9 protein-coding genes are annotated in these 14,300 nt (G+C 68.1%); 3 read left to right on the top strand and 6 right to left on the bottom strand.

Annotated elements, in window-relative coordinates:
- Window positions 1-9 precede the first annotated feature (9 nt).
- From uvrC to coaE, 4 genes are all read right to left on the bottom strand, one after another.
- Window positions 10-2,067 (bottom strand): excinuclease ABC subunit UvrC, encoded by a 2,058-nt coding sequence (uvrC, locus tag ACFFGH_RS31595; RefSeq protein WP_386676387.1) that lies wholly within the window; start codon window positions 2,065-2,067, stop codon window positions 10-12.
- Window positions 2,068-2,071: 4 nt separating this feature from the next.
- Entirely contained in the window at window positions 2,072-4,954 is a 2,883-nt protein-coding gene (gene uvrA, locus ACFFGH_RS31590; protein WP_386676385.1) for an excinuclease ABC subunit UvrA, read from the bottom strand.
- A 163-nt stretch (window positions 4,955-5,117) separates the two neighbouring features.
- On the bottom strand, window positions 5,118-7,181 hold the full coding sequence (uvrB, locus tag ACFFGH_RS31585) for an excinuclease ABC subunit UvrB (RefSeq protein ID WP_386676383.1): 2,064 nt from the start codon (window positions 7,179-7,181) through the stop codon (window positions 5,118-5,120).
- A gap of 98 nt (window positions 7,182-7,279) precedes the next feature.
- A complete protein-coding gene (coaE, locus tag ACFFGH_RS31580; RefSeq protein ID WP_386676381.1) occupies window positions 7,280-7,879 on the bottom strand; it encodes a dephospho-CoA kinase in 600 nt (199 codons plus the stop codon).
- A gap of 71 nt (window positions 7,880-7,950) precedes the next feature.
- Here coaE and ACFFGH_RS31575 point away from each other — a divergent pair, with 71 nt between their 5' ends.
- A complete protein-coding gene (locus ACFFGH_RS31575; RefSeq protein WP_386676379.1) occupies window positions 7,951-8,589 on the top strand; it encodes a DUF4126 domain-containing protein in 639 nt (212 codons plus the stop codon).
- Here ACFFGH_RS31575 and ACFFGH_RS31570 read toward each other — a convergent pair.
- Both ACFFGH_RS31570 and ACFFGH_RS31565 read right to left on the bottom strand, forming a co-directional pair.
- Window positions 8,550-10,073: an SDR family NAD(P)-dependent oxidoreductase gene (locus tag ACFFGH_RS31570; RefSeq protein WP_386676378.1), complete on the bottom strand. Its 1,524-nt coding sequence runs from the start codon at window positions 10,071-10,073 to the stop codon at window positions 8,550-8,552. The two genes, ACFFGH_RS31575 and ACFFGH_RS31570, sit on opposite strands and share 40 nt — an antisense overlap.
- Window positions 10,073-11,338, bottom strand: coding sequence for a CDP-glycerol glycerophosphotransferase family protein (locus tag ACFFGH_RS31565; protein ID WP_386676376.1), 1,266 nt, complete (start codon window positions 11,336-11,338; stop codon window positions 10,073-10,075). Before ACFFGH_RS31565 ends, ACFFGH_RS31570 begins: the two co-directional genes overlap by 1 nt.
- A 208-nt stretch (window positions 11,339-11,546) precedes the next feature.
- On the opposite strand from ACFFGH_RS31565, the gene ACFFGH_RS31560 reads away from it, so the two are divergent.
- The gene (locus ACFFGH_RS31560; RefSeq protein WP_386676374.1) at window positions 11,547-12,443 is read left to right on the top strand and encodes a CatB-related O-acetyltransferase; all 897 of its coding nucleotides are present in this window, start codon (window positions 11,547-11,549) and stop codon (window positions 12,441-12,443) included.
- Window positions 12,440-14,212, top strand: a complete 1,773-nt coding sequence (locus ACFFGH_RS31555) for a CDP-glycerol glycerophosphotransferase family protein (RefSeq protein WP_386676372.1) — start codon at window positions 12,440-12,442, stop codon at window positions 14,210-14,212. Before ACFFGH_RS31560 ends, ACFFGH_RS31555 begins: the two co-directional genes overlap by 4 nt.
- Window positions 14,213-14,300: the final 88 nt, after the last annotated feature.

The raw sequence follows: 14,300 nt of genomic DNA, 5'->3' as shown, positions 1-14,300 counted from the left end.
CGGTCCAGCCTAATCGTTGCTCGCGGCGGTGCGGAGCCGCTCCGCGATGGTGGAGGCGAGCGTTGGCCCGATGCCACGGACCTCGGCGATAGCGGCGGGTTCCGCCTCACGGAGCCGGGCGACCGAGCCGAAGTGCTTGAGCAGCTCCTTCACCCGCGACGGCCCGAGACCCGGGATGTCGCTGAGCACCGTCGAGATGTCGCGCTTGCGCTTCTGCCGTTGGAAGGTGATGGCGAAGCGGTGCGCCTCGTCGCGGAGCCGCTGGATCAGGAACAGCGCGTCGCTGTTGCGGGGCAGGATGACCGGGAAGGATGCCCCTGGCAGCCAGATCTCCTCGAGACGCTTCGCGATGCCGGCGATCGAGATGCCGGTCACGCCGCTCTCGGCGAGAGCGCGGGCGGCCGCCTCCACCTGCGGCTGGCCCCCGTCGACGAGGAGCAGGTTCGGCGGGTAGGAGAACTTGCCGGGGCGGCGGGTCTCGACGAGGTCTTCTTCGGTCCCTGAGCGTGTCGAAGGGCCCGAAGAAGACTCCGGGATGGTCCCTTCGACAGGCTCAGGGACCGAGGTGGTCCCTTCGACGAGCTCAGGGACCGAGGCGGTCCCCTCGACGAGCTCAGGGACCGATGCGCCACCCTTCAGGTACGCGAGGCGGCGCGTGAGCACCTGGTGGAGCGACTCGGTGTCATCCGTGGACTCCGGGATCGCGAACCGGCGGTACTGGTCCTTGCGCGGCAGGCCGTCTTCGAAGACCACCATCGACGCCACGATGTTCGTGCCGGAGAGGTGGGACACGTCGAAGCACTCGATCCGCAGCGGGGCCTCCGGCAGGTCCAGTGCCTCCTGGATGTCGGCGAGGGCCTGGGACCTCGCCACGAAGTCGCCGCTGCGCCGGGTCTTGTAGAGGATGAGCTCCTTCTGGGCGTTGGTCTCCACCGTGCGCGCCAGCGCGGCCTTCTCACCCCGCAGCGGCACCTTCAGAGAGACGCGCACGCCGCTGCGCTGCTCGCTCAGCCAGCGCTCCAGCTCCGCCGCGTCGTCGGGCAGCGCCGGCACCAGGATCTCCCGGGGCGGGGTGTCCTCGTCGTAGGCGTTCTGCACCACCGTCTCGACGAGCTCCCCGAGCTCCACGTCGAGCTCCTTGTCGACCACCCAGGCGCGCACACCGCGGATCCGGCCGCCGCGCACGATGAACTGCTGCACCGCGGCGGCCAGCTCGTCGTGCGCGATCCCGAAGACGTCGGCGTCGACCTTGTCGCGCAGCACGACGGCGCTCTTCTCGAGCACGTTCTCGAGCGCCGCGATCTGGTCCCGGTATCGGGCCGCCGACTCGTAGTCGAAGACGGCGGCGGAATCCCGCATCTCCCGCTCCAGGCGGCGCAGGTAGCGGGAGTCGTTGCCCGCCATGAACGAGACGAAGTCGTCGGCGATCGCGCGGTGGCCCTCCGGATCGATCCGCTTCACGCATGGGGCAGCGCACTTGCCGATGTCGCCCAGCAGGCAGGGGCGTCCCGTCTGCTCTGCGCGCCTGTAGGTCGCTTCGCTGCAGCTGCGCATCGGGAAGACCTTGAGCATCTGGTCGACGGTCTCCCGGATGGCCCAGACCTTCGTGTACGGACCGAAGTACTTCGCGCCCTTCAGGTGCCGGTTCCGCGTGACCAGCACCCGCGGGATCTCCTCCCCCAGGGTCACCGCGAGGTACGGGTACGACTTGTCGTCCCGGAACTTCACGTTGAACGGCGGGTTGAACTCCTTGATCCAGGTGTACTCCAGCTGGAGCGCCTCGAACTCGCTGCCGACGACCGTCCACTCGACGCCCGCGGCGCTCAGGACCATCCGTCTGGTCCGCTCGTGCAGGGTGTGCAGCGGAGCGAAGTAGTTGCTGAGCCGGGCGCGCAGGTTGTTGGCCTTGCCGACGTACAGCACCCGCTTGTTCTCGTCGCGGAAGCGGTACACCCCCGGCTCGGTCGGGATCTCCCCGGCCTTCGGCCGATAGTCCACGGTCTGCCCGTGTCGCCTCGGCCCGGAGGAGCGCTGCGGCAGCTGCGGTCCCGACGGATCTCGTGCCATCGGACTATCTTCCGCGAGCGGCGGGCGCTGCCAGGATCTCGCGAAGGAACTGCCCGGTGTGGCTGTCCTCGTTCTTGGCGACCTTCTCCGGCGTGCCGGTCGCGATGACCTGCCCACCGCCGGCGCCGCCCTCCGGGCCCATGTCGATGATCCAGTCCGCGGACTTGATCACGTCGAGGTTGTGCTCGATCACGATCGCCGTGTTGCCCTTGTCGACGAGCCCCTGCAGCACCATGAGGAGCTTCCGGACGTCTTCGAAGTGCAGCCCAGTCGTGGGCTCGTCGAGCACGTAGACACTGCGGCCGTTCGAGCGGCGCTGCAGCTCGGTGGCGAGCTTCACCCGCTGCGCCTCACCGCCGGACAGGGTGGTGGCGCTCTGCCCGAGCCGCACGTAGCCGAGGCCGACGTCGACAAGGGTCTTCAGGTATCGGTGGATCGCGGTGATCGGCTCGAAGAAGTCCGCCGCCTCGCTGATCGGCATGTCGAGGACCTCGGCGATGTTCTTGCCCTTGTAGTGCACGGCGAGGGTGTCGCGGTTGTAGCGGGCACCCTGGCAGACCTCGCACGTGACATAGACGTCGGGCAGGAAGTTCATCTCGATCTTGATGGTGCCGTCGCCCGAGCAGTTCTCGCAGCGGCCGCCCTTCACGTTGAAGCTGAAGCGGCCCGGCAGGTAGCCGCGGGACTTCGCCTCCATCGTCTCCGAGAAGAGGGTGCGGATCCGGTCGAAGACGCCGGTGTAGGTCGCCGGGTTCGACCTCGGGGTGCGGCCGATCGGTGCCTGGTCGACGTGCACCACCTTGTCGAGGCCCTCGAGGCCGGTGACGCGCCGGTGCTTGCCCGGCACCTGGCGTGCGCCGTTCAACCGGTTGGCGAGCACCTTGTACAGGATGTCGTTGACGAGCGACGACTTGCCCGAGCCGCTGACACCGGTGACTGCGACGAGTGCGCCGAGCGGGAAGCTCACCGTGACGTCCTGCAGGTTGTTGGCCCGCGCACCCTCGACGGTGATGTTCCGCTTCGTGTCGATTTTCCGGCGCTTCTTCGGCGTGGTGATGGCCTTTCGGCCGGCGAGGTAATCCCCGGTCATCGAGTGCGCGTTGACGAGCAGGCTCTCGTAGTCGCCGGAGTGGATGACCTCTCCCCCGTGCTCGCCGGCACCCGGTCCGATGTCGACGATCCAGTCGGCGGTGCGGATCGTGTCCTCGTCGTGCTCGACGACGATCAGCGTGTTGCCGAGGTTTTTCAGCTTGACCAGCGTCTCGATGAGGCGGCGGTTGTCGCGCTGGTGCAGGCCGATGCTCGGCTCATCGAGCACGTAGAGCACCCCGGTGAGGCCGGATCCGATCTGCGTCGCGAGGCGGATTCGCTGCGCCTCGCCACCGGACAGCGTCGCCGCGGCGCGGGCCATGCTGAGGTAGCCGAGCCCGACCTCGATGAGGAACTCGAGCCGCAGCCGGATCTCGCGCAGCACCTGCGCGGCGATCCGCGCCTCCCGCTCGTTCAGCTGCAGCAGGTCCATGAACTCGTAGGCGTCCAGCAGGCTCAGCTCGGCGACATCCGAGATGGAGTGGTCGTGCACCAGCACGGCCAGCACCTCGGGCTTCAGACGCTTGCCCTGGCAGACGGGGCATGGGATCTCACGCAGGTACTCGCCGTACCGCTGCTGCGACCAGTCGCTCTCGGCCTCGTGGTACTTCCGCTCGATGTAGGGCATGACACCCTCGAAGCCGGTGGTGTACTTCATCTCACGACCGAAGCGGTTCTTCCACTTCACCTGCACCTCGAAGTCGTTGCCCTCGAGGATGGCGGTGCGCACCTCGTCGGAGAGCTTCTTCCACGGCGTGTCGAGCGAGAACTTCAGGTCGCGGGCGAGGCCCTCGAGCATCCGCTGGAAGTAGTTGTACAGGCCCTTGCCCTGCTGGTTCCAGGGCAGGATGACGCCCTCGTTGAGCGTGAGCTCAGGGTCCCCGACCAGCAGCTCGGCATCGACCGCCATCTTGGTGCCGAGGCCGGAGCACTCCGGGCACGCCCCGAAGGGGGCGTTGAACGAGAAGGTGCGCGGCTCCACCTCGGTGAGCTGTACTGGGTGCCCGTTCGGGCAGGACAGCTTCTCGCTGAAGTTGCGGTAGGCGGCCGGTCCCGTCTCGTCGACGAAGTTGATCGTGACGAGACCGTCGGTCAGGCGCAGCGCCGTCTCGAGCGAGTCGGTGAGCCGGGTGAGGATGTCATCGTTCGCCACGAGGCGGTCGACGACGACGGAGATGTCGTGCTTGATCTGCTTCTTCAGCTTCGGCGGCTCGCTCAGCTGGATCTGGTCGCCGTCGACGATCGCGCGGGAGTAGCCTCCGGCGGCGAGCTCGGCGAAGAGGTCGACGAACTCCCCCTTCTTCTGGCTGACCACGGGGCTGAGGATCTGGTACCGCGTGCCGGATTCCAGCGTCATCAGCTGGTCGGCGATCTGCTGCACCGTCTGCTTCGAGATCCGCTCACCGCAGACCGGGCAGTGCGGCACACCGATGCGGGCCCAGAGCAGGCGCATGTAGTCGTAGATCTCGGTGATCGTGCCGACCGTCGACCGCGGGTTGCGGTTGGTGGATTTCTGGTCGATGGAGACCGCGGGGCTCAAGCCCTCGATGAAGTCGACGTCGGGGCGGTCGACCTGGCCGAGGAACTGGCGGGCGTATGCGGAGAGTGATTCGACGTAGCGGCGCTGCCCCTCCGCGAAGATGGTGTCGAAGGCAAGGGACGACTTTCCGGACCCCGACAGTCCGGTGAAGACGACGAGCGAATCACGGGGAATCTCGAGGTCGACGTCCTTGAGGTTGTGGACCCGGGCCCCTCGGACGCTGAGCTTCTGGGATCCCTCTACAGACAAAATCGACACTCCATCCATTCTATGGATGCCACTGACACCGCCTCCTGCGTGTTCGCCCTCAGCGCCACCGGCGCGGGCGGGAGAACTGTTCCCGATCCGGCTCGATGTTGCCGCCGCGGCAGACACATCGAGCCGGAACGGGAACAATCACCGGCGCCGTCGGACGACTCCGTCAGCGGACGTGGCCGACGGACTCCATCTGCCGCAGCTCCTTCTTGAGCTCCGAGAGCTCGTCGCGCAGGCGTGCGGCCAGCTCGAACTTCAGCTCGGCGGCGGCCTGCAGCATCTGGTCGTTCAGGTCGGCGATCATCGACTCGAGCTCGGTGGCGCCGGCCGCTGCGATGCCCTTCCGGCCGCCCGGCGTCGGCGACTTCTTCCTGCCGTCCCGGTTCTTCAGCAGCGCCGCGGTGTCGGCCTCCTCGCGGGCGAGCACGTCGGTGATGTCGGCGATCTTCTTGCGCAGCGGCTGCGGGTCGATTCCGCGCTCGAGGTTGTAGGCGACCTGCTTCTCGCGCCGGCGCGTCGTCTCCTCGATCGCCTGCTTCATCGAGTCGGTGAGCACGTCGGCGTACATGTGCACCTCACCGGAGACGTTCCGGGCGGCGCGGCCGATCGTCTGGATGAGCGAGGTGGACGACCGGAGGAACCCTTCCTTGTCGGCGTCCAGGATGGCGACAAGCGAAACCTCCGGCAGGTCGAGGCCCTCACGCAGCAGGTTGATGCCGACGAGCACGTCGAAGACCCCGGCCCGCAGCTCGGTGAGGAGCTCCACCCGGCGCAGGGTGTCGACGTCGGAATGGAGGTATCGCACCCGGACGCCGGCCTCACCGAGGAAGTCGGTGAGCTCCTCCGCCATCTTCTTGGTCAGCGTGGTGACCAGCACCCGCTCGTCGCGCTCCACCCGCTTGCGGATCTCCTCGAGCAGGTCGTCGATCTGCCCCTTGGTCTGCTTCACGACGATCTGCGGGTCGACGAGGCCGGTGGGGCGGATGATCTGCTCCACCACGCTGTCCGTGATGCCGAGCTCGTACTTGCCAGGGGTGGCGGAGAGGTACACCTTCTGGCCGACGCGGTCGAGGAACTCGTCCCACTTCAGCGGACGGTTGTCGAGGGCGCTCGGAAGTCTGAACCCATGCTCCACCAGGGTGCGCTTGCGCGACGCGTCGCCCTCGTACATGGCGCCGATCTGCGGCACGGTGACGTGCGACTCGTCGATGACGACCAGGAAGTCGTCCGGGAAGTAGTCGAGCAGGCAGTTCGGCGGCGCACCCGGCGCGCGGCCGTCGATGTGCCGGGAGTAATTCTCGATGCCGTTGCAGAAGCCGATCTGCTCCATCATCTCGAGATCGAACGTGGTGCGCATGCGGAGCCGCTGCGCTTCGAGCAGCTTGCCCTGCCGCTCGAGCTCCTCCAGCCGCTCCTTCAGCTCGATCTTGATGGTCGCGATCGCGCGCTTCATCGTCTCCGGGCCCGCCGCATAGTGGGTGGCCGGGAAGACCGAGACGGCGTCCATCTTCGACAGGACGTTGCCGGTCAGCGGGTGCAGGGTGTAGAGCGCTTCGATCTCGTCACCGAACATCTCGATGCGGATGGCGTGCTCTTCGTACACCGGGATGATCTCGATGGTGTCGCCGCGGACACGGAACTTTCCGCGGGAGAAGTCGAGGTCGTTGCGCTGGTACTGCATGCCGACGAATCGGCGGATGAGCTGGTCGCGCGGGATGCGGTCGCCGACCTGCAGGGCGACCATCGCCTCCAGGTACTCCTCCGCCGCGCCCAGGCCGTAGATGCAGGACACCGTGGAGACCACGACGACGTCGCGGCGGCTGAGCAGCGAGTTGGTGGTGGAGTGCCGCAGCCGCTCCACCTCGGCGTTGATGGAGCTGTCCTTCTCGATGAACGTGTCCGTCTGCGGCACGTACGCCTCGGGCTGGTAGTAGTCGTAATACGAGACGAAGTACTCGACCGCGTTATGGGGCAGCAGGTCGCGGAACTCGGTTGCGAGCTGCGCGGCGAGGGTTTTGTTGTGCGCCAGCACGAGGGTCGGTCGCTGGACCTGCTCGATCAGCCATGCCGTGGTCGCGGACTTTCCGGTGCCGGTCGCTCCGAGGAGCACCACGTCGGTCTCACCGGCGTTGATACGGCCGGCGAGCTCCGCGATCGCGGTGGGCTGGTCGCCGCTCGGCATGTACTCGCTCACGACCTCGAAGGGGCGCACAGAGCGTGTCGGCTGCATGCTTCAAGCTTAGGCAGGACCCCTGACACCGGGCCGGGCTGTTTGCTGCGGGCGGAACCCCGCCCTTCGACGGGCTCAGGGACCACCTATCGACGGGCTCAGGATTCCCGGAGCCGATCCCAGAGCTCGTCGACCTGTCGGAGGGTCTCGCCGAGGGTCCCGTTCGCGTCGATCACATCGTCGGCGATCGCGAGCCGTTCCGCGTCGCTCGCCTGCGCGTCGATCCGTCGACGCGCCTCCTCGGGGCTCATGCCCCGCAGCTCGATGAGCCGCCGGATCCGCACCTCACGATCGGCGTGCACGACGATGATGCGGGAGAACTCGTCTCGTCGCGTCCCCTCGGCGAGCAGCGGGACGTCGTACACGACGATCGCCTCAGGGTCGGCGGCGCCCACTTCGGCGAAGAGCTCCCGGGATCGCCGCCAGACGGCCGGGTGGGTGATGCGGTTGAGGTCGCCGCGCGCGTCGGCGTCGGAGAAGACGATGGCGCCGAGCGCGGCGCGGTCGAGCGACCCGTCGGGTGCGATCACGCCGTCGCCGAACCGGCTCCGGATGGCGTCGAGCCCCGGTGTGCCGGGCTCCACCACCTCGCGGGCGATCGCGTCGGCGTCGACGTGCACCGCGCCGAGCTCGGCGAGCCTGCGGCCCACGACGGACTTGCCGGCAGCGATTCCGCCGGTGAGTCCGAGTATCCGCACTCCCCCACCCTATGGCCGCCGCCCGGACGCGCCCGAGCCCGGAGCGATACCATGCGAAGAGGAGGTGTCGGATGCTGGAGTTCCTCGCCGGGACCGGTCTCGCCGCCGCGGCCGGCCTGAACGCGTATGTGCCGCTGCTCGCCCTCGGCCTCGGCGGCCGGTTCCTCGACTTCGTGCAGCTGCCCGGTGGCTGGACATGGCTCGAGAACGAGTGGGTGCTCGGCATCCTGGGAGTGCTGCTCGTGATCGAGTTCGTGGCGGACAAGATCCCGGCGGTCGACACCGTGAACGACTGGATCCAGACTCTCGTCCGGCCGGCATCCGGCGGCATCGTCTTCGGTGGCGGAGCGCTCACCGAGACGGCGGCGGTGTCCGACCCGGCCGCCTTCTTCGAATCGAACGCCTGGGTGCCGGTGGTCACCGGCATCCTCATCGCGCTCGGCGTGCACGTGGTCAAGGCGATGCTGCGTCCGGTGCTGAACGCCGCCACCTTCGGCATGGCGGCGCCGGTGATGAGCTTCGCTGAGGACTTCAGCGCCGTGGGGCTCAGCCTGCTGGCTCTGCTGGTGCCGATCCTGGTCGTGCTGGCACTCGCCGGTCTCGTCGTCGGCGTGGTGCTGCTGTTCCGCCGCGCCCGCCGGCGCAAGCGCGCCGGCGCCGGCGTCGAGTCCTACGCCTCGGCGGGCTCCAGCCGCACGTCGAACACCTGACCGGTCGCATCCGACGCGATCACGTCGAGCGACGCCTCGGCGACCGCCTCCGCGGAGAGCAGGGTCGTCGCCTCCTCGTCGCCGAACGCCTGGGTGCGCATCGGCGTCGCGGTCCGCTCCGGGTTGATCACGTTGACCTTGATGCGTTCGTCGGTCCACTCCTCCGCGAGCGCCTGGGTGAGGTTCACCACCGCGGCCTTCGCGGACGAGTACACCGCGTAGCTCTTGCGGCCACGGGTGTACGACGACGACGTGAAGTACAGCAGGTGACCGCCGGTGGCGGCGAGGTGCGGGTACGACGCCTTCGCGATGTGGATCGGGCCGACGTAGTTGACGTCGATCGACTCGCGGATCTCGTCGTCATCGGTCTCGCTGAGCGGGCCCATCTTGAGCACCCCGGCCGTGACGATCACCGCGTCGATTCGGCCGTGCGCGCTGGCGGCCGCCTCGATCGCGGCGCGAACCTTCTCGGCGTCGCGGATGTCGAGGCCGGTGCTCGACCGCGAGTGCTCGACCACGTGGGCGCCGTGCTCGGCGGCGAGGCGGCAGATCTCGCCACCGATGCCGTACGAGCCTCCGAAGACGACGAACACCTTGCCGCGCAGGGCGTCCTCGCGGGACGCCGCGGTGCCGTATGTCGGGGTGCCGGCTGACCGGAGCTGGAACAGCCGGTCGGCGATGTAGAGATCGACCGGGTACGTCACCTTGATGTTGTGCTCGGCTCCGGTGACCGTCTTGATCGGCACCTCGGGCATGTAGTGCAGCACGACACCGCAGTCGTCGGTCGCCCTGAAGCTGTAGTCACGCGCGGCGCGCCCGTAGGCCTCACGGAGCACGCCGAGCCGGAATGCCTGCGGGGTCTGTCCGCGGCGGAAGCGGCTCCGGTCCGGGATGGCGGTGATGATGTCGTGGTCATCGACCTCGACCAGCGTGTCCGCGGAGGGGATGACGACGTCGACGGCCGCGTAGCTGTCGAGTGCCGTGACGCAGTCCGCGATGATCTGCGGGTCGAGCAGGGGACGGACGGCGTCGTGCATGATCAGCTTCGCATCGTCCGAGCCGATCGCCTCAATCGCGAGCCGGGTGGTCTCGTTGCGGGTCTCCCCGCCGGCGAGCACGGCTCCCACCTTCGGGTAGCGGTCGCCGAGCAGGTCGCGGATGCGCGATTCCCACCCCGGCGTGATCATGACGATGATCTCGTCGATCTCCGGTGCCTGCTCGAACACGGTGACCGTGTGCTCGAGGATCGTCTTGCCGGCGACCTTCACCAGCTGCTTCGGCACCTTCAGCCCCACCCGGGTGCCGACGCCGCCGGCGAGAATGACGCCGAAGGTGCGGGCGACCCGCGGTCCCTGCTGCCGAAGGCTGCGGCGGCTGGGGTCGGTCCGCCGCGCGATGATCGGGATGGACCCGGTGACCGGGTCCGGATCCCCGAACGTGTGCGACGGTCCGAAGCCGTCCATGGTTGCGTCGTCAGATGCCATCAGACCGCTCCACCTCCCATTTCAAGCAGCCTCATCCGGGCCGTGTCCCGGATGCCGATCAGTTCGGTGCACGCCGTGATGAACTTCCCCGCCGGATCCTCTGAGCCGGTCTCGGCGAAGTAGTAGTCGGCGAGCCGGCCGCGCGATTCCGCCGCGGTGTCGTGCTCGTGCTCCCGCCAGAGCAGGTCGGCGGCATCCTGTGACTGTTCGGCGGTGAGCCGCGGGACCGCGGCGAGCAGCCCGGAGTCTGCGGGTGCCGCATGCGGCGACGCCGGAATCGTGACGACGATCGGGCGCCCGGTGGTGAGCCATGCAGTGGCGACCGCAGACACGTCGCAGACGAGCAGATCCGCCGCGGCGAAACTGGTCTCGAGCGGCTCGTCATCCGCACGGACGGTCCGGTGACCGGCCGACGGGCTCGTGCGCAGCGCCTCCCGGATGGCGGCGGCGATCTCTTTGTCGGCGCGGGAGTAGAGCCCGCTGGTCACACCGGACAGCGGGTGCGGGCGGAACACCACGCGGAAGCGAGGGTCGGCGAGGAGGCTGCGCACCATCGCGGGCCCATGCGACACGAGAGAGCTGTACGCGACGGACGGCTGCGCGCCCTCCCACGTCGGGGCGTAGAGCACGGTGCAGCGCTCGTCTGCGGCGTCCCGCCGGTCGTCGTAGGCCGCTCGCTGCGGGTGCCCGATGACGATGCAGCGCTCCGCGACGTCGTAGTGGATGAGCCGCGCAGCGATCCGGTCGACCGCCGCCTGCCCGGGCACCATCGCGTAGTCGTACGCCTTGAGCTGGTTCGACGCCGACACGCCCTTGTCGCTGTCGCCGTGCCCGAGGTACACGTGGATGAGCGAGGTGAACCGCAGACACTCGAAGTTCCGCGGTGTGTGGCTGACGTAGAGGGCCAGCTTCACGTCGCTTCGCTGCAGCAGGTCGTCGAGTCGGCCGTACCGCGCGATGGTGACCACGCGGATCTCGGTCCGCCGGCGCAACTCCGCGGCGACGCGGGAGTCCTGACAGACGATGACCACCGGGTGTCGATGATGAAGCAACCGGAGGGGGCCGAGCCAGGGAAGCACCTGGTAGAGCGAATCGGGCGCCCCCGGGAAGTAGACCATCACGGACTCGTCGAAGGACTTCCCCGCCAGCGCATCATCGTCCCCGTGCCGGTTGACGACCGTGCGCGGGAAGATCGGCGACCGGCGCACCACGGAAAGCACCCACCGAAGGATGTGCCGCCGCGCGACCACGAGTGAGAGAGACACTGGGGTCGTTCCTTTCGTGATCCTGGCTGCGTGGGGGCGGTGAACCGTTCGATCCTAGCCGTCGCCGAACCCGCGATCAGGCGAGACACAGCGACGCCCTCGATGCCGCCGGTCGATGCTCAGCAGGCCCGCCGGACAACTGTCCTAGTCTTGTCCGGTGGCAATCGGAGACTCGTTGGAACGGCTGCGCGCTCGGGCGCGGCGACTGGTGGAAACGAGACCGGAACGCTCCGGGGCACCCCCATCGGCCGCCCCTCAGCCGGCGCCCCCGGCGTGGTCGCAGCTGAAGAGATCGGGTCTGCGAATCGAGTCCGGCATCCGCTTCTTCGTCAAGAAGGCGGTCCTCGAATTCGAGCCCCCGGCGCAGCTGAGCAACGCTGATCTGCACCTGTACCGGGGTTTCCAGCTCGGTCGCTATTCGTTCATCCGGTCGGGAACCATCCGGCATCTGGCACGGATCGGCCGCTACACCAGCGTCGGCCCGCGGGTGATGATCGGCGAGGGTGAACACCCGATCCACTGGCTCTCGACCTCGCCGGCGCAATATCTGGCCAAACAGTTCGAGTTCTATCCTCCCGAGGCCGCGGACGCGGCACAGCGAGTGATCCCACGCGACGAGACCAACACGGACGACTCCTCCCGCGGGCTCGTGGAGATCGGGAACGACGTCTGGATCGGCGCGAACGTGATGATCCGCCGCGGGATCAGAATCGGCGACGGTGCGGTCGTCGCATCCGGCGCCTTCGTGAATCGCGACGTCGCGCCGTACTCCATCGTGGGCGGCCTGCCGGCACGCCCGATCAAGAACCGCTTCGACGATGCGACGATCGAGCGCCTGCTCCGCGTGAGGTGGTGGGAGTTCGACATCGCCGACCTCGCCGGCGTCGACTTCCCCAACATCGGTGCCGCCCTCGACGAGATCGAGCGACGGGAGGCCGCGGGTGAAGCGGTCCGCGTGCCGATCGCCTTCAGCCAGGTGACGCTGAGCAAGTCGGGGTTCACCAATCTCCGCGTGCATCAGGCGCACCGTGACGCCGCTGAGCGCAGACTCGCCAAGAGCACCAGCCCGAAGAACACCAAGCAGTCAGGAACCACGACCGGATGAGCACCGGAGACACCGAGTCCCTCCTGGAGAAGGCCGACGAGGCGCCGAGCACGGATGCTGAGACGGACTCCGAGCAGGAAACCGGTGCTCCCTCACCGGTCGACCGGAGCACCTTCCGCAACCGCTTCCGGCTGGCCGATGGTCGTGGGCTGCTCACGAACGTGCTCGCGATCGGGACTGTGGCGCTCGCACTGTCGGGCGCGCCGTTCGCGCTGGTGGCGCTGACGGGAGCCGTCGTGCTGGGGCTCTCGGTCCGGCCGCGTGGCCGTGTCGTTGCCAGATCGATTCCGACCGGCGGCGATGTGACGGCACGGACGCTTCTCGCGCTGATGCTGCCGCTGCTCGGTGGGCTGAACGGTGCAGCCGAGGCGCCCCTCATTCTCGCCAGCGCACTGCTGGCCGTCGCGACCGTCGGCGAGCTGACGGTCGCGAGGGTGCTTCGCGCGGCCATCCCGTACGCCGTGAACGTCCCCGGCCTGATGGTGCGGAATGCGCCACGGATTCAGCGAGGCTGGCTCTTCGTGGCGAATGCCGTCAGCCTCGTCGCGCTCGCGGCGCTCAGCCTCATCGCGGACAACTGGCTGCTGGTTGCGGTGCCGCTTCCGTCGCTCCTGCTGATGGTGCTCATGCTGGCCGACGGCGTGCTGCGGATCCGGGGTCGACGGGTGGCGGAACGCCGGCTCACGCCGCTGCTCGAGGCCTACGGCCCCGTCTTCGCCTTCCATTGGGATGCACCGCGTGAGGAGTCCTTCCAGCTGTCCATGTGGCTTCCCTACCTGGAACGACTCGGGGTGCCGTTCATGGTGATCGTCCGGAACCCGAAGACGTTCGACTTCGCCAGTCAGGAGACGACAAGGCCGGTGCTGCTCCGCCGCGAGCTCGCCGATCTCGATGCGGTCGTGGTGCCGTCGCTCAAGACGGCGTTCTATGTGAACAACAACACCCGGAATCAGCATTTCGTGCGGTACACGCAGCTCAAGCACATCCACCTCAACCATGGCGAGAGCGACAAGGCGCCGAGCTACAGTCCGCTGTTCCGGCTCTTCGACAAGAACTTCGTCGCCGGTCAGGCAGCCATCGACCGGTTCGCCGCGAACGGCGTCTGGCTGCACCCCGACGCGTTCTCCATCGTCGGCCGTCCGCAGGTGGAGACCATCGAGGTCGAGACGCAGCCGATCTCGGAGGCTGCTGTGAAGACGGTGATCTACGCGCCGACGTGGTCCGGCTTCTTCGCCGACTCCAGGTATTCCTCGCTGCTGGTCGGGTACGGCATCGTCCAGGCGCTTCTGGAACGTGGATGCGTGGTCATGTTCCGCCCCCACCCGTACACCGAGAAGAGCGCCGCGATGGCACGGGAGGCTCACCGGATCCGCACGCTGTTGCAGCAGGACCGGACGCGGACCGGACGGCCGCACATCACCGGCACGGCGGACCTGCCCGGCGCGACCATCGCGGACTGGTTCAATGCGGCCTCAGCGCTGATCTCCGACGTCTCCAGCGTGGTGCCCGACTTCCTGTACTCCGAGAAGCCGTACGCGATGACAGCCATGGCAGGCCCCGTGGACACGTTCGCCGAGCGGTTCCCGATCAGCCGCGGCGCGTACGTGATCCGGCCAGACCTGCGGAACCTCGAAGAGACGCTGGACCGGTTGCTCGACTCGGATCCGATCCGGGAGCAGCGCCGGGCACTGAAGAAGTATTACCTCGGCGACTTCCCGCATGAGGGATACGCGGACGCCTTCCTCGACGAGGCGCGCAAGTACCTCTGAGGTCGAGCGGGCGGCCGCCCACCGCGTGGGGGCGCCGCGAGGCGGGCATCCTTCCCTTCCGTCGGCGTATATCCTGAGAACGGCTCCC

The sequence above is a fragment of the Lysobacter korlensis genome, from assembly GCF_042434515.1.
This window is presented reverse-complemented; position numbering and strand designations above follow the sequence as displayed.